Annotated in this window: 10 protein-coding genes and 1 pseudogene; 10 read left to right on the plus strand and 1 reads right to left on the minus strand. The window is 71.9% G+C overall.

All coding sequences use genetic code 11. The features are described from left to right. The first annotated feature begins 34 nt into the window (after positions 1–34). The 8 genes and pseudogenes from ACWBNA_RS31105 to ACWBNA_RS31140 all read left to right on the plus strand — a co-directional run bounded on the left by ACWBNA_RS31105 (position 35) and on the right by ACWBNA_RS31140 (position 12,193). Positions 35–1,825 carry an ABC transporter ATP-binding protein gene (locus ACWBNA_RS31105; protein ID WP_482707838.1) on the plus strand — a complete coding sequence of 597 codons (1,791 nt, stop codon included), beginning with the start codon at positions 35–37 and terminating at the stop codon, positions 1,823–1,825. After that, on the plus strand, positions 1,822–3,681 hold the full coding sequence (locus ACWBNA_RS31110; RefSeq protein ID WP_482707839.1) for an ABC transporter ATP-binding protein: 1,860 nt from the start codon (positions 1,822–1,824) through the stop codon (positions 3,679–3,681). Before ACWBNA_RS31105 ends, ACWBNA_RS31110 begins: the two co-directional genes overlap by 4 nt. 52 nt (positions 3,682–3,733) lie before the next feature. Next, a complete protein-coding gene (locus ACWBNA_RS31115) occupies positions 3,734–5,503 on the plus strand; it encodes an ABC transporter ATP-binding protein (protein WP_482707840.1) in 1,770 nt (589 codons plus the stop codon). Next, positions 5,500–7,293 carry an ABC transporter ATP-binding protein gene (locus ACWBNA_RS31120; protein ID WP_482707841.1) on the plus strand — a complete coding sequence of 598 codons (1,794 nt, stop codon included), beginning with the start codon at positions 5,500–5,502 and terminating at the stop codon, positions 7,291–7,293. Before ACWBNA_RS31115 ends, ACWBNA_RS31120 begins: the two co-directional genes overlap by 4 nt. A 243-nt stretch (positions 7,294–7,536) precedes the next feature. Beyond that, entirely contained in the window at positions 7,537–9,609 is a 2,073-nt protein-coding gene (locus ACWBNA_RS31125; protein WP_482707842.1) for a M4 family metallopeptidase, read from the plus strand. A 211-nt stretch (positions 9,610–9,820) separates the two neighbouring features. Further along, positions 9,821–11,488, plus strand: coding sequence for a M4 family metallopeptidase (locus tag ACWBNA_RS31130; protein WP_482707843.1), 1,668 nt, complete (start codon positions 9,821–9,823; stop codon positions 11,486–11,488). 71 nt (positions 11,489–11,559) lie between these two features. After that, a pseudogene (locus ACWBNA_RS31135) lies at positions 11,560–11,688 on the plus strand (DUF1990 family protein); the annotation flags it as partial. Next, positions 11,681–12,193: a DUF1990 domain-containing protein gene (locus ACWBNA_RS31140; RefSeq protein WP_482707844.1), complete on the plus strand. Its 513-nt coding sequence runs from the start codon at positions 11,681–11,683 to the stop codon at positions 12,191–12,193. The pseudogene ACWBNA_RS31135 and the gene ACWBNA_RS31140, both read left to right, overlap by 8 nt. Positions 12,194–12,199: 6 nt before the next feature. Here the strand turns inward: ACWBNA_RS31140 and ACWBNA_RS31145 are convergent, their stop codons facing one another. Further along, positions 12,200–14,818, minus strand: a complete 2,619-nt coding sequence (locus ACWBNA_RS31145; protein WP_482707845.1) for a glycosyltransferase family 1 protein — start codon at positions 14,816–14,818, stop codon at positions 12,200–12,202. Positions 14,819–15,107: 289 nt separating this feature from the next. On the opposite strand from ACWBNA_RS31145, the gene ACWBNA_RS31150 reads away from it, so the two are divergent. Both ACWBNA_RS31150 and ACWBNA_RS31155 read left to right on the plus strand, forming a co-directional pair. Beyond that, positions 15,108–16,307, plus strand: coding sequence for a S8 family peptidase (locus ACWBNA_RS31150; protein ID WP_482707846.1), 1,200 nt, complete (start codon positions 15,108–15,110; stop codon positions 16,305–16,307). A 218-nt stretch (positions 16,308–16,525) separates the two neighbouring features. Next, a partial coding sequence (locus ACWBNA_RS31155; protein ID WP_482707847.1) for a maltotransferase domain-containing protein occupies positions 16,526–17,179 on the plus strand: 654 nt, incomplete at its 3' end.

The following is a 17,179-nucleotide window of genomic DNA, read 5'->3' on the forward strand; positions in this document are numbered from 1 at the left end:
GCGTTGTCAGTGCCGATCCGTAGGCTCGCTGCTGATGGCCACGACACCTGTAACCACCAAGGACCCTGACAAACGCGGCGACCGGTCGGCCGTTCGCACGCTGCTGCGGCTGTGGCCGTACGTCCGGCCCGTGCGCGTGCGGCTGTTCACGGCCGCGTTCGTGGCGGTGCTCGCGTCGTGCGCGGGGCTGGTGATCCCGCTCGTGCTGAAGTGGATGGTGGACGGGCCGGTCGCCGACCAGGACTCCGCGGGGGTGTGGCTCGGCGCGCTGTTCCTGCTGCTGCTCGGGCTCACGGAGGCGTTGCTGTTCGGGCTGCGGCGGTGGCTGGTGGCACGGCCGCTCGCGGGGGTCGAGGCGGGGATGCGGGCCGATCTGTACCGGCATCTCCAGCGGCTGCCGGTGGCCTTCCACGACCGGTGGGCGTCCGGACAGCTGCTGTCCCGGGGGACCACCGACCTGATGCTGGTGCGGATGTTCCTCGCGTTTCCCCTGACGTTCCTGCTGGTCAACGGGGTGACGATCGTCATCGGCGTGGTGATCATGCTGATCCAGGACTGGTCGCTCGGGCTGGTGATCCTCGGTCCGGCGATCCCGGTGATCGTGACGTGCGTGGTCTTCGAGACGCGGTACACCGAGGTGGCCCGGCGGGCTCAGGACCAGGTGGGCGATCTGACGACGGTCGTCGAGGAGAGCGTGCTCGGCATCCGGATCATCAAGGGCTTCGGCCGGCACCGGAGCCAGGCACGGGCGTTCCGGGAGCTGTCGCGGACGCTGCGCGGGACGGAACTGCGCAAGGCGGGGCTGCTGGCGACGATCTGGGGCGTCATCGTGACGCTGCCCGAGGTCGCGATCGGGGTGGCGCTGGTGCTGGGGGCCGTCCAGGTGGCCGACGGTTCCCTCTCCGCCGGGACCCTGGTCGCCTTCCTGTCCACGGCCCTCGCGCTGCGCTGGCCGGTGGACTCCATCGGCTTCCTGCTGGCGATGAGCCAGGAGGCGGCGACGGCGACGGAGCGGTACTTCGAGGTGATGGACGCGGAGCCGGAGTCGCAGGCGACGGGCGCCGCGCCGCGGTCCGAGGACAGCGGGCTCCGGTTCCACGACGTGTCGTTCCGCTATCCCGACGCCCCCGCCGACTCCCCGCCCGTCCTCGACCGCATCGACCTCCACATCCGCCCCGGCGAGTCCATGGCCCTCGTCGGAGCCACCGGCAGCGGCAAGACCACGCTGACCGCGCTCGTGCCCCGCCTGCACGAGGTGACCTCCGGGCGGATCACGCTGGACGGTGAGGACATCACGGCGATGTCCCGTGAGGAGCTGCGCTCGAAGGTGGCGGTCGCCTTCGAGGAGCCGACGCTCTTCTCCGCCGGGGTCGGTGACAACGTACTCATGGGGGCGCACGGCACCGCGGGACAGGCCGAGCTGGAGCGGGCGCTGGCCGTCGCGCAGGCCGACTTCGTGTACGGGTTGCCGCAGGGCACGGACACGCAGGTCGGCGAGCAGGGGCTCAGTCTCTCGGGTGGGCAGCGGCAGCGGCTCGCGCTGGCCAGAGCCGTGGTCGGCCGGCCCCGGTTCCTCGTGCTCGACGACCCGCTGTCCGCCCTGGACGTGCACACCGAGGCCGCGGTCGAGGCCGCGCTGCGGGACGTCCTCGCCGAGACCACGGGCCTGATCGTGGCGCACCGCCCGTCGACCGTCCTGCTCGCCGACCGCGTCGCCCTGCTCTCCGGCGGCCGGATCGTCGCTGTCGGCACCCACCAGGAACTGCTGCGCACGAACGCCGAGTACGTCCATCTGATGGCCGGGACCGAGGAGGCAGACCGATGACGGCGACGGCGCCCACGACCACCACACCGGGCAAGGAGCGGCCGGCCGGGGAACCCGCCCGGCAGGACGACGACTTCGACCGGGACGTCCTGCCCACTCCCCCGGGCGCGACCGCCGCCCTGCTGCGTTCCCTGCTCGCCCCGATGAAGGCCCGCGTCGCGGTCACCACGCTCCTGCTGCTGCTCCAGCAGGCGGCCACGCAGGCCGGCCCGCTGCTGGTGGCGTACGCCATCGACAGCGCCGTGCCCGCGTTCCGCGACCACGACAACGGCCCCCTCGTCGCGGTGGGCGTCGGCTATCTGCTGTGCGCGCTCGCCTCCGGCGCCCTGCAGTCCACGTTCGTGATCGCCGCGGCCCGCGTGAACCAGGACGTGCTGCTGGACCTGCGCGGCCGCATCTTCCTCCACGCGCAGGCGCTGAGCGTCGACTTCCACGAGCGCTACACCTCGGGCCGGCTCATCTCCCGCTCCACCACGGACGTGGAGTCCCTGCGCGAGCTGCTGAACGAGGGCCTGCAGGAGCTGGTCGGGGTCATCCTGTCCTTCGCCTACATCTCGGCGCTGCTGCTCTGGCTCGACCTGGGGCTCGGCGCGGTGGCGGTGGCGTCCTTCGTGCCGCTGTACCTGCTCATCCGGCTCTACCAGCGGCGCGCCGGGCGGGTGTACCGGGCGCGGTCGACGGCCATCGCGGCCGTGATCGTGAAGTTCGTCGAGACGATGAACGGCATCCGGCCGGTGCGGGCGTTCCGCCGCGAGGCGGTCAACGACGCCGACTTCCATGTGCTGAACACCCGGCACGAGCGGACCAACGGCGACGCGCTCCTGGAGATGGCCCGCTACGTGGTCGGCTCCCGGCTGGTCGCCAACACGGCGGTCGCGGCGATCGTGCTGTGGGGCGCGCACCGGGTGGCCGACGGCTCGCTGGAGCTGGGCGTGCTGGCGGCCGCGGTGCTGTATCTGCGGCGGCTGTACGACCCCATCGACCGGCTCGGCATGTTCCTGAACTCCTACCAGTCCGCGGCGGCCTCCCTGGAGAAGATCGCCGGACTGCTCGCCCAGACGCCGTCCGTCCCGGAGCCGACGGCTCCCCGGGAGCTGCCGCCCCTCGAGTCCGAACACCCCGGCCGCCAGGTCGTCTTCGACAAGGTCCGCTTCGCCTACCGCACCGGCGGCGAGGTGCTGCCCCGCTTCGACCTGACGCTGCCCGCCGGACAGACGGTCGCGGTCGTCGGCTCGACCGGCGCGGGCAAGTCGACCCTGGCCAAGCTGCTCGCCCGGTTCTACGACCCCTCCGACGGCCGGGTCCTGCTGGACGGCGTCGACCTGCGCGACCTGGCCGGGCCCGAGCTGCGGCGCGGGGTGGTCATGGTGACGCAGGAGGCGTTCCTGTTCTCCGGCACGGTCGCCGAAAACATCGCGATCGGCCGCCCGGACGCCACCCGCGAGGACATCGAGCAGGCCGCGAAGGCCATCGGCGCGCACGACTTCATCCAGCAACTGCCCGACGGCTACGACACGGACGTCCGCAAGCGGGGCGGCCGCATCTCCGCCGGCCAGCGCCAACTCGTCGCCTTCGCACGGGCGTTGCTCGCCGACCCGGCCGTGCTGATCCTCGACGAGGCGACCAGCTCGCTCGACATCCCGGGCGAGCGGGCGGTGCAGCGCGCGATGGCGACGGTGCTGAAGGGGCGTACGGCCGTGGTCATCGCGCACCGGCTGTCGACCGTGGAGATCGCGGACCGGGTACTGGTCATGGAGCACGGGCGGATCGTCGAGGACGGCAGCCCGGACCAACTCGTCGCGGACACGGGCCGGTTCGCGGATCTGCACAGGGCGTGGCGGGACAGCCTGGCGTGAGCGGGGCAGTCCGACGTGAGGCGGGACGGTCCGGCGCGAGAAGCGGAGAGAGATGATCGACGCGTACGAGGATCCCGGCACGCCCGACCGCCGTGGCGGCGGCCGGTATCTGTGGTGGCTGGTGAGGTGCCAGCCGGGCCGGGCCGCCGCCGGTGCGCTGCTGGGCAGCACCTGGATGGTGCTGCTGGCGGCGACGCCGTATCTGATGGCCCGGGCCATCGACGACGGTCTGGAACCGGGACGCATGGGTGCGCTGGCCGGCTGGAGCGTCGCGCTGTTCGCGGTAGGGGCGTTCAACGCCTGGCTGAGCATCATGCGGCACCGCACGATGACCCGGGTGCGGATGGACGCCAACTTCCGCACGGTCAAGGTCGTCGTCGGGCAGGCGGTCCGGCTGGGCGCCGCGCTGTCCCGGCGGGCGGGTGCCGGGGAGGTCGTCACGATCGGGGTCGGCGACGTGCAGACGATCAGCCAGTCGCTGACCGTCGTCGGGCCCGGGGTCGGCGCGGTCGTCGCCTATCTGGTGGTCGCAGGGCTGCTGCTGTCGGTGTCGACGCTCATCGCCGTGGTGGTGCTGCTCGGGATCCCGGTGATCGTCCTCCTCGTCGGGCCGCTGCTCACCCGCCTCCAGGGCACCGAGACGGAGTACCGCGAGCGGCAGGGCGTGCTCACCGCCCGGATCGCCGACCTGGCGGGCGGGCTGCGGGTCCTCAACGGCCTCGGCGGTAAGGGGCTGTTCGCCGACGCCTTCCACCGCGACTCGCAGCGGCTGCGGTCCCAGGGCTACCGGGTCGGGGCGGTGACCAGCTGGGTGCAGGCGCTCGGGGTGGGGCTGCCGACGCTGTTCATGGCCGTGGTGACCTGGCTGGCGGCCCGGCTCGCCGCCCAAGGGGCCATCACCGTCGGCGAGTTGGTGTCGGTGTACGGCTATGTGGCGGTCCTGGTGGGGCCGGTGGCGTTCTGGGTGGACTGCGGCTACCAGATCAGCCGGGGTCTGGTGGCGGCCCGGCGGGTCGTACGGTTCCTGCGCCTGGAGCCGATGGCGGACACCGGCACCCGGGACGCGCCCGCCGAGCCGTCGGTGCTGCACGACCCCGCATCGGGCGTGCGGGTGCTGCCGGGGCGGCTGACCGCGCTGGCCGGCGCCCGCCCCGCCGACACCGCGGCCGTGCTCGACCGCCTCGGCCGGTACGTCCCGTCGGCGGCGACCTGGGGCGGGGTGCCGCTCGACGAGATCGCGCTGGCGCAGGTCAGACAGCGGATCCTGGTCGCCGACCACGAGGCCGACTTGTTCGCGGGCACTCTGCGCGAGCTGGTCGGCGGCGGGGACGACGGCGACGAGGAGCGCATCGGGCTGGCCGTGCACACGGCCGTCGCCGACGACATCGTGCAGGGCCTGCCGGACGGGCTCGACTCGGTGATCGACGCGCAGGGCCGCAACCTCTCCGGCGGCCAGCGCCAGCGCGTACGGCTGGTGCGGGCGCTGCTCGCCGACCCCGAGGTGCTGCTGGCCGTGGAGCCCACCTCGGCGCTGGACGCCCACACCGAGGCGCGGGTGGCCGAGCGGCTGGGGGCCGCGCGCGAGGGCCGTACGACGGTGGTCACCACCACCTCCCCGCTCGTGCTGGACCACGCGGACGTCGTGCTCCACCTGGTCGACGGCAAGGTTTCGGCCACCGGCAGCCACCGCGAGCTGCTGGACCGGGAGCCGGGGTACCGGGCGCTGGTGGCGCGGGACGCCGACCTCAGCGAGACGGACGCCGACACCCCCGGCCTCACCGACACCGCGAACGTCACAGACACCGAGGAGGCCGTACGGTGACCGGCTCGACGACCTCTTCCGGACAGCTGCCCGTGGCCGAGCCCGTCGACGTGCGGCGGGCCGCCGTACGGCTGGTGAAGGCCGACCGGCGGGCCTTCACGGCCGCGCTCGCGCTGAACGCGCTGGCGGCCGTCGCCGGGCTCGCCGGGCCGTGGCTGCTGGGGCGGATCATCGACGACGTGCGAGGCGGGGGCGGAGTGTCGGCCGTGGACCGGCTGGCACTGGTCCTGCTGGTGTGCGCGGTGGCGGAGTTGCTGCTGGCCCGGTGGGCGCGGTACGTGGGGCACCGGTTCGGTGAGCGGACGCTGGCGCGGGTGCGCGAGGAGTTCGTGGACCGGACGCTGGCGCTGCCCGCGTCGGTGGTGGAGCGGGCCGGCACCGGCGATCTGACCGCGCGCGGCACGGCCGACGTGGCCACCGTCGGCACCACGCTGCGCGACGCCGGCCCCGAACTGCTCATCAACGGCGTGCAGTTCCTGTTCGCGCTGGTCGCGGTGTTCGTGATCGACCCGCTGCTCGGCGCGGTCGGTGTGCTGGGCCTGACGCCGATCTGGTTCGCCCTGCGCTGGTATCTGCGCCGGGCGCGGGACGGCTATCTGGCGGAGGGGGCGGCCAACTCGGAGGTCGCCGAGGTCGTCGCGGCGACCGCGTCGGGGGCGCGCACCGTCGAGGCGCTTCGCCTGGAGGAGCGGCGGATCAGGGCGAGCCGGGACGCCCTCGAAACGTCCCGCCGCACCCGCCTGCACACGCTCCACCTGCGCACCGTGTTCTTCCCGGCGGTGGAGGTGTCGTACCTGATCCCGGTGGCCGGGGTGCTGGTGATCGGCGGGATGCTGCACGCGGACGGCGTGATGAGCCTGGGCGCGGTGGTGGCGGCGGCGCTGTATCTGCGGCAGATGAGCGATCCCCTCGACCAGATCCTGGTCCGGGTGGAGCAACTGCAGAGCAGCGGCGCCTCGTTCGCCCGCGTGGAGGGGCTGGCCCGGGCCCCGCGCGCCGACACGGCCGACGCCCCCGTCCCGGCGGACGACCTGATCGAGGTGACCGGCGTGCGCTACGCCTACGACCGGGGCGGCGAGGTGCTGCGGGGCGTGGACCTGACGGTGCGCCCCGGGGAGCGGCTCGCGGTCGTCGGGCCCTCCGGCGCCGGCAAGACCACCCTGAGCCGGCTGCTGGCGGGTGTGGACGCGCCCAGCACCGGCACGGTGACGGTCGGCGGGGTGCCCGTCGTCGGCCTCGGCCCCGAACAGCTGCGCCGCCAGGTCGTCCTGGTCACCCAGGAGCACCACGTCTTCCTCGGGACGGTCCGTGACAACCTCCTGATCGCCGAACCGGCCGCGACGGACGACGACCTGTGGGCCGCGCTGGCGGCGGTCGGCGCGGACACGTGGGCGCGGGAGCTGCCCGACGGTCTCGACGCCACGCTGGGCGAGGGAGGTTGCCGTACGGACGGCTCCCAGGCCCAGCAACTCGCCCTCGCCCGGGTGGTGCTGGCCGACCCGCACACGCTGATCCTCGACGAGGCCACGGCCCTGCTCGACCCGACCACCGCGCGCCACACCGAGCGTGCCCTGGCCGCCGTACTCGAAGGCCGCACGGTCATCGCCATCGCCCACCGCCTGCACACCGCCCACGACGCGGATCGCGTGGCGGTCATGGAGGACGGTCTGCTGACCGAACTGGGCACGCACGACGAGCTGGTAGCGGCGGACGGGGCGTACGCGGCGCTGTGGGGGTCGTGGCACGGGGACCGGCCGGCCTCCCCCAAGCCCTCGTTCCGAGCCGTCTAGTCCGCATACCGAACATGAATTTCCGGGCAACGGACGATTTCTGGCCAACTTTCTGACGCGCTCCTGACAGAAACCGCCATCTCCTGCGACTCTTCCCACGGCCGCTTCACAGCAACCCCACAGCACGAACGTGTGCCGCGGCCGTACGTGGTTCTGCGCACCGCCCTGTTCTGCCCGGCCGGCCCACCCGCCGACCGGTCTCCCCTGGCCGTGCGATCCGCGGCCACGCAGAAGGAGTCAGTGTTGAGAAGCAGTTCCTCCCACAGACGCACCTCCCACGCCAGCACCTCCGTCACGCGCACCACTCCCCGTCGCAGGGCCGCCGCAGTGGCCCTCGTCGGCGTGTCCGCCCTGATCGCCGCGGCCGTCCAGTCGGGCGCCGCCACCGCAGCCCCGGAGAAGGCACCGTCGGCCGCGGGCAAGGTCATACCGGGCGCGGAGTCGGTCAAGCTGACCCCCGCCCAGCGCGCCGCGCTGCTCCGTTCGGCCGAGGCCTCCAAGGCGAAGACCGCCGAGGAACTGGGCCTGGGCGCGAAGGAGAAGCTGGTCGTCCGGGACGTCCTCAAGGACGGCAACGGCACGGTCCACACCCGCTACGAGCGCACCTACGACGGCCTGCCCGTCCTGGGCGGCGACCTGGTCGTGGAGAGCACGAAGGCCGACGCGACCGAGGCGGTCGTCAAGGCCACCCGCGCCGCGATCAAGCCGGCGACCACGACGGCCAAGCTGTCCGCGGCCAAGGCCGAGACGCAGGCCCTCGCCGCCGCCAGGGCCGAGGACGCCAAGAGCCCCGACGTCAACCGCGCCCCGCGCAAGGTGATCTGGGCGGCCGACGGCAAGCCGACCCTGGCCTACGAGACGGTCGTCGGCGGTTTCCAGCACGACGGCACCCCGCAGGAGCTGCACGTCGTCACCGACGCGGCCACCGGCGCGAAGCTGTACGAGTGGGAGGCCATCGAGACCGGCACCGGCAACACGGTGTACAGCGGCACGGTCACCCTCGGCACCACGCAGTCCGGGTCGACGTTCAACCTCACGGACGGCACCCGCGGCGGCCACAAGACGTACAACCTCAACCGAGGCACCTCCGGCACCGGCACGCTGTTCTCCGGCCCCGACGACATCTGGGGCAACGGCAGCCCGTCGAACCTGGAGTCGGCCGCCGCCGACGCGCACTACGGCGCCGCGCTGACCTGGGACTACTACAAGAACGTGCACGGCCGGAGCGGCATCCGCGGGGACGGCGTCGGCGCCTACTCCCGGGTCCACTACGGCAACAACTACGTCAACGCGTTCTGGTCCGACAGCTGCTTCTGCATGACCTACGGCGACGGCTCGGGCAACACCAACCCGCTCACCTCGATCGACGTGGCCGCGCACGAGATGACCCACGGGCTCACCTCCAACACGGCAGGACTCAACTACAGCGGCGAGTCCGGCGGTCTGAACGAGGCGACCTCCGACATCTTCGGCTCGACCGTCGAGTTCTACGCCAACAACTCCTCCGACGTCGGTGACTACCTCATCGGCGAGGAGATCGACATCAACGGCGACGGCACGCCGCTGCGCTACATGGACAAGCCGAGCCAGGACGGCTCGTCCAAGGACAGCTGGTACTCCGGTATCGGCTCGATCGACGTGCACTACTCCTCGGGCCCCGCGAACCACTTCTTCTACCTGCTGAGCGAGGGCAGCGGCACCAAGACCATCAACGGTGTCACCTACAACTCGCCCACCGCGGACGGCCTCGCGGTCACCGGCATCGGCCGGGACAAGGCGGAGAAGATCTGGTTCCGCGCGCTGACCACGAAGTTCACCTCGACCACCAACTACGCGGCGGCCCGCACCGGCACCCTCGCGGCGACGGGCGAGCTGTACGGCACGACGAGCGCCGAGTACAAGGCCGTGCAGGACGCCTGGGCGGGTGTCGCGGTCGGTGCGCGCTCCGACGGCGGTGGCGGTGGCGGCACCTCCTTCGAGAATGCGACCGACGTATCGATTCCGGACAGCGGAGCGGCGGTCAACTCGGCGATCACCGTGTCGGGGCGGACGGGCAACGCACCGTCGAACCTCGCGGTGGCGGTCGACATCGTCCACACCTACATCGGTGACCTCCGGGTGCAGCTGATCGCCCCCGACGGCACGGCGTACACACTGAAGGCGTACGGCACCGGTGGCAGCGCGGACAACCTCAACACCACGTACACGGTGAACGCCTCCTCCGAAGTCGCCAACGGAACCTGGCAGTTGAGGGTTCAGGACAACGCGGCCCAGGACACCGGATACATCAACTCCTGGAAGCTCACCTTCCCGTAGGCCCCGCGCCCTCCAAGGGCCCGATGACAGGGCGCCGCCCCGGTGGTTCGACTCCCCGGGGCGGCGCCCTCATTCACATGCCCGAAACATTTACCGGCCAGGCGACTTTCGGCCAACATCACCTGGAGGCATGACATGTACGCGGCACCAATGCCACTCTTCCCTCACCCGCCGCACAACTTCCCAGCAACCCCCCACCGAAGGAGCTTGTGTGTCCTCCGTCTACGCGCGTCACCGCCGCACCACCCTGGCCATCGCCACCACCGTCGCCGCCGGAGCCCTCCTCACCACCGGGCTGACCGCCGTCAGCGCCTCCGCCCAGACCCCGGCGGACAGCACCAGTGCCGCGAAGCCCCTCGCCGCCCCGACCACGCTCGCCCCGGCCGCGCGCACCGCGCTCATCCAGAAGCAGCAGGACGCCGCGACCGGCACCGCCCAGGAGATAGGTCTCGGCGCCAAGGAGAAGCTGGTCGTCAGAGACGTCGTCAAGGACGCCGACGGCACGGTCCACACCCGCTACGAGCGCACCTACGCGGGCCTGCCCGTCCTCGGCGGCGACCTGGTCGTCCACGAGTCGAAGGCCGGCGCCACCCAAGGCGTCACCAAGGCGACGAAGACCACCATCAAGGTCGCCTCGCTCAAGCCCGCGATCGCCGCGACCAAGGCGGAGAAGCAGGCCCTGACCGCCGCCGAGTCGGCCGGCTCGGAGAAGACCGAGGCCGACGCCGCGCCCCGCAAGGTGATCTGGGCGGGCAACGGCAGCAAGCCGACCCTCGCCTACGAGACGGTCGTCGGCGGCCTCCAGGAGGACGGCACCCCCAACCAGCTGCACGTCATCACCGACGCGGCCACCGGCAAGAAGCTCTTCGAGTACCAGGGCATCGAGACCGGCTCCGGCAAGAGCCTCTACTCCGGCACCGTCACCCTCGGCACCTACCTGTCGGGCTCGACGTACCAGCTGTACGACACCTCGCGCGGCGGTCACAAGACGTACAACAAGGCGCACGGCACCAGCTCCTCGGCGGGCACCCTGTTCACCGACGCCGACGACACCTGGGGCACCGGCGTCGCCTCCAGCTCGACCACCGACCAGACCGCGGCCGTCGACGCCGCGTACGGCGCGCAGACGACCTGGGACTTCTACAAGAGCACCTTCGGCCGCAGCGGCATCAAGAACGACGGCAAGGCCGCCTACTCCCGCGTCCACTACGGCAACGCGTACGTCAACGCGTTCTGGGACGACAGCTGCTTCTGCATGACGTACGGCGACGGCGAGAGCAACACCCACCCGCTCACCTCGCTGGACGTGGCCGGCCACGAGATGACGCACGGCGTCACGTCGAACACGGCGGGCCTGAACTACAGCGGGGAGTCCGGCGGCCTGAACGAGGCCACGTCCGACATCTTCGGCACGGCGGTCGAGTTCTACGCGGCGAACTCCAACGACGTCGGTGACTACCTCATCGGCGAGGAGATCGACATCAATGGCGACGGCAGCCCGCTGCGCTACATGGACCAGCCCAGCAAGGACGGCGGTTCGGCCAACGCCTGGTCGTCGACGCTGAAGAACCTGGACGTGCACTACTCGTCCGGCCCGGCGAACCACTTCTTCTACCTGCTCAGCGAGGGCAGCGGCAGCAAGACCATCAACGGGGTCAGCTACAACTCGCCGACCTCCAACGGCTCCACCGTCACCGGCATCGGACGCGCCAAGGCCGTCCAGATCTGGTACAAGGCGCTGACCGAGTACTTCACGTCGACCACCACGTACGCGGGCGCCCGCACCGGCACCCTGAGCGCGACGGCGGCCCTGTACGGCTCCACCAGCACCGAGTACAAGGCGGTCGCGGCCGCCTGGTCGGCGGTCAACGTCGGCTGACGTTTCGCCAGTCGAGACGGGCGGCCCCCCGGACGAAGGCAACCCCGGGGGCCGCCCTACTCTTGGGCCTCATGTCCTTCACGTACGACCACGTCGGCGCCACCCGGCAGGACGGCTTCTGCCCTCCCGGCTTCCACCCCCTGCACGTGCGCGCGCGCATCGGCGAGGGGCAGGAGGTCTTCAGCAGAGCCTGTGAGGCGGTCCTCACCTGGGAGATGCACCGCGAGCTGGGCGTCGGCATCGANCCCTCCCGGCTTCCACCCCCTGCACGTGCGCGCGCGCATCGGCGAGGGGCAGGAGGTCTTCAGCAGAGCCTGTGAGGCGGTCCTCACCTGGGAGATGCACCGCGAGCTGGGCGTCGGCATCGACGCCGACGCGGACCGCGCCGCCCCCGAGGTCGACGTCACCGTCACCCTCGCCGGGCTGATCAAGGCCCCCTGCCGCGTGGTCTGGACGGTCGAGGAACCCCGCCGCGCCGGCTGGGCGTACGGCACACTGGCCGGCCACCCGGAGTGCGGCGAGGAGTCCTTCGTCGTCGACCGCACCGGCGACGGCACGGTCTGGCTGACGATCTCCGCGTTCAGCCGGGGCGCGAAGTGGTACTCCCGCGCCGGCGGCCCGGCGACCCGCGGGCTGCAGCACGCGTACGCACGGCGGTGCGGCGCGGTGCTGCGCCGGCTGTGCGCCCCGGTCGAGAAGATCTGAGCGGGCTCAGCGCAGCAGCACCCCCGCGGTCTCCACCACCTCCTGTGAGGGCAGCGCCACGAGCCCCGGTTCCGCGCCGGACGCCAGCAGCCGGTGGGCGGGCAGGACGCGGACCGTGTAGCCGTAGGGACCCGTCCGGTCCAGGGACAGCGGGCCCTCGTACACCCAGCGGCCCTCCGGATCCGGGCTGCCCGCCGGTTTCAGCGGGACGGTGGTGGCGTCGGTGATGCGGTCCTCCTCGTCGACCCGGCCGGAGACCGCCTGCACCTCGACGTCCTCCGGGGCGAGCCCACCGAGGCCGACGCGGACCCGCAGACCGAGGGTCGTGCCGAGTTCGGCGGTGGCGGTGGCCGCGGTGGTCTCGACGTGGTCGACGGTCACCCCGTGCCAGGCGGAGCGCAGCCTGGACTTCCACTGCGCCAGTTCGCGGGCGGCGTCGGGGGCCATCGCGCGGTGGGCGTGGGCGGCCGGGGCGTAGAGCCGCTCGACGTACTCGCGGACCATGCGCCCGGCCAGCACCTTCGGGCCGAGCAGGGTGAGGGTCTGGCGGACCATCTCGATCCAGCGGTCGGGCAGCCCGCCCTGGCCGCGCTCGTAGAAGCGCGGGGTGACCCGCTGTTCGAGCAGGTCGTAGAGCGCCTCGGCCTCTATGTCGTCACGCCGGTCGGGATCGGTGCCGACGCCGTCGGCGGTGGGGACCGCCCAGCCGAAGTCGGGCTGGAACCACTCGTCCCACCAGCCGTCCAGCACGGAGAGGTTGAGGCAGCCGTTGAGCGCGGCCTTCATTCCGGACGTGCCGCAGGCCTCCAGCGGCCGGAGCGGGTTGTTCAGCCAGATGTCGCAGCCCGGGTAGAGCTTCTGCGCCATCGCCATGCCGTAGTCGGGCAGGAAGACGATCCGGTGCCGTACCCGCGGGTCGTCCGAGAACCGCACCAGCTCCTGCACCAGCCGCTTGCCCCCGTCGTCCGCCGGGTGCGCCTTGCCCGCGACCACGATCTGGATCGGCCGCTCCGGGTGCAGCAGCAGGTCCATCAGCCGGTCCCGGTCCCGCAGCATCAGCGTCAGACGCTTGTACGAGGGGACGCGCCGCGCGAACCCGATGGTGAGGACGTCCGGGTCGAGCACGCCGTCGATCCAGCCCAGCTCGGCCGTACCGGCCCCGCGTTGCCGCCAGGAGGCGCGCAGCCGCTCCCGCACCTCCGTCACCAGCTGCTCGCGCAGGCTGCGGCGCAGCTCCCAGATGTCCTGGTCGGCGATGTCGGCGACCGCGTCCCAGCGGTCAGAGCCGCCGACGGTCATGGCGTCCTCGGTGCGCTGGGCGCCGACCTGCCGGGCACCGAGCCGGAAGACCTCCGGTGCCACCCAGGTCGGGGCGTGCACACCGTTGGTCACGGAGGTGATCGGCACCTCCTCGGGGTCGAATCCCGGCCAGAGTCCGGAGAACATCTCCCGGCTGACCTTGCCGTGCAGCAGGGAGACGCCGTTGGCGCGCTGGGCGAGGCGCAGCCCCATCACGGCCATGTTGAAGAGGTTGGCTTCGCCGCCGGGATAGGTCTCCATGCCCAGTTGCAGGACGCGCCCGACGTCGATGCGCGGGAGTTCCGCGTCGGGGCCGAAGTGGCGGGCGACCAGCTCGCGGTCGAAGCGGTCGATGCCGGCCGGGACAGGGGTGTGCGTGGTGAAGACGGTCCCGGCCCGGACCGTTTCGAGAGCGGAGTCGAAGTCCAGACCCTGCGCGCACAGCTCGGCGATCCGCTCCAGGCCGAGGAGACCGGCGTGGCCCTCGTTGGTGTGGAAGACCTCGGGTTCGGCGTGGCCGGTGAGGCGGCAGTACGTCCGTACGGCCCGCACTCCTCCTATGCCGAGCAGCATCTCCTGCAGCAGCCGGTGCTCGCTGCCGCCGCCGTAGAGCCGGTCGGTCACCCCGCGTTCGCCGAGGTCGTTCTCCTCGACGTCCGAGTCCAGCATCAGCAGCGGGACCCGGCCGACCTGGGCCAGCCAGATCCGGGCGTGCAGCTGCCTGCCGCCGGGCAGCGCGAGGGAGACCTGGGCGGGGGTGCCGTCGGGCTCCCTGAGCTGGGCGACGGGCAGCTCGTTGGGGTCGAGCACCGGATAGTGCTCCTGCTGCCAGCCGTCCCGGGACAGGGACTGCCGGAAGTAGCCGTGCCGGTAGAGCAGCCCGACACCGATCAGGGGTACGCCGAGATCGCTGGCCGCCTTCAGATGGTCGCCGGCGAGGATGCCGAGGCCGCCGGAGTACTGGGGCAGGGCGGCCGTGATGCCGAACTCGGGTGAGAAGTAGGCGACGGCGGCCGGCAGGTCGGCCGTCTGTGTCTGGTACCAGCGGGCGCCGGTGACGTAGTCGTGCAGATCGTCGGCGACCGCGGTGAGCCGGCGCAGGAAGCGGCGGTCCTCGGCGAGTTCCGCGAGCCGCCCGGGCCGCACGCTGCCGAGCAGCCGTACCGGGTCACCACCCGAGGCGGACCAGCGCTCGGGATCGACGGACTGGAAGAGATCGCGGGTCTCCGCATGCCAGGACCAGCGCAGATTGCGCGCGAGGTCACTCAGCGGCCGGAGGGGGTCGGGGAGCACGGGTCGGACGGTGAATCGACGGATCGCCTTCACATTCCACCTCAAGCGAGCGTGAGGAAGAGGACGCACGGCGGTGTGCGTCCCGTCGTCAGCTTCGACGGTATCCGGGACGGGGCCTTCGTAACCACGGCGCCTTCCCGCGGGCACCGTCTTTCCCGCAGCCTATGACCTCTGATCCTGTTTGGCCGATTCCGCCCCCATAGGCGTCCTTGTCGTACTTCACACCGCACGAGAGGCTGCCCAGTGGCGTACCGGCCCGGGGAGCCGCGCACGCGGCGCACCGCGGCTGTCGTACGCCGAGTCGAGGAGGGGGTACAAAGCCATGGCACGGACGCGAACACGGCGTCTGCGCCGGGTGGGGGGTCTGACCGCGGTGACCTGTGCCGCGGCGCTTTCGGCCATCACCCTGCCCGCGCACGCCGTACCGGAGGGGCGGATACTCGGCGCCGGACAGCCCGGTTCCGTCGGCGGAAGTTACCTGGTGACACTCAAGGGGGGAACGAAGGCCCCGTCGGTGGCCGGAAAAGAGCTCGCCGAAAAATACGGGGCGAAAATCAGCCATACCTACGGAACGGTGCTGAACGGGTACGCCGTGAAGGCGGACGTGAGACAGGCCGAGCTGCTCGCGGCCGACCCGCACGTCGCCTCCGTCGTCCAGGACACCCGGGTGAGCCTGGACCACGTCCAGAAGAACCCCCCGTCCTGGGGCCTGGACCGCGTCGACCAGCCGAACCTGCCGCTCGACAAGGGCTACACAGGGCCGGAGTCCGCGGGGGCGGGCGTCACGGTCTACGTGATCGACACCGGCATCCGGATCGGTCACCGGGACTTCGGCGGCCGGGCGAGCCACGGCTGGGACTTCGTCGGCCGCGACAACAGCGCGGGCGACGGCAACGGCCATGGCACCCATGTCGCCGGCACCGTCGCCGGCACCAAGTACGGCGTCGCCAAGAAGGCCGAGGTGGTGGCCGTACGCGTCCTCGACAACGCGGGCGCCGGCACGACGGCGCAGGTCATCGCGGGCATCGACTGGGTCACCAGGAACGCCAGGAAGCCCGCGGTCGCCAACCTCAGCCTGGGCGGCTACCGCAACGCCCAGCTGGACGCCGCCGTACGCAGCTCCATCGCGTCCGGCGTGACGTACACGGTCGCCGCGGGCAACGACGGCGGGCCGGCGTCGCTGTACTCCCCCGCGGGCGTACGGCAGGCGATCACGGTCGGCGCGAGCGACAGGAAGGACGCCAGGGCGAGCTTCTCCAACCACGGCTCGGCCCTCGACCTGTTCGCGCCAGGTGTGTCGATCACGTCGGCGTCCATCGGGGGTGACACCGCGGCCGCCACCGCCTCCGGTACGTCGATGGCGTCGCCGCACGCGGCGGGCGCGGCCGCGCTCTATCTCGCGGACCACCGGAAAGCGACTCCGGCGCAGGTCGGCAAAGCGCTCGCCACCCGGGCCGCAACCGGAAAAATCTCCGGCCGGGGCCTCGGGTCACCGAACAAACTCCTTCAGGTACCGCGCTGACCGGGACCGATTCCGTTACCGGCCCCGTTCGGCCTGAACGGGGCCGGTCTTGTGTGGAGACATACGCGTGAGTAGTTAACAAAGTGCCGGATTGCTCACCCGAATAGGGTGGGAAGGCTCCTCCGGTACACCCCTCAGGAAGATTGCGGGGGACACCACGCAGGACCCACCTCCCCACATCCATCCGCCCACCCACGTTGACGCGGACAGGAGCGGTCATGCCCGCCACGCACCACTCGTCAGCACCCCCGACACCGAGCACCGAAGAAGTACCCGTGCGCCCGGTCGACGACGGTCCGCCGGCCCCGGAGCCACCCTCCGCGGGCGACACCGCCGGTATCGGACGCATACCCGTCCTCGACGTCCGCCCGGTCGTCCGGCACGGACGCAGGCCGGCCAAGGCCGTCACCGGCGAGACCTTCGAGGTCTCGGCCACCGTCTTCCGCGAGGGACACGATGCCGTCGCCGCCAACGTCGTACTGAGGGATCCGGAGGGCCGCCCAGGCCCCTGGACACCGATGCGCGAACTGACGCCCGGCACCGACCGCTGGGGCGCCGAGGTCACCCCGGACGCCCCGGGCCGCTGGACGTACACCGTGGAGGCGTGGGGCGACCCCGTCACCACCTGGCGGCACCACGCCCAGATCAAGATCCCCGCGGGAATGGACACGGAACTCGTCCTGGAGGAGGGCGCCCGGCTGTACGAACGGGCAGCCGCCGGCGTCCCGAAGAAGGGCAAACGGCAGGTCCTCCTCACGGCCGTGCAGACCCTGCGCGACGACACCCGCCCCGCCGCGACCCGCCTCGCGGCGGCGTTGACGCCCGAGGTGGACGCCGTCCTCTCGCGGTATCCGCTGCGGGAGTTCGTGACC

It is taken from the genome of Streptomyces sp. Q2 (genome assembly GCF_056820935.1).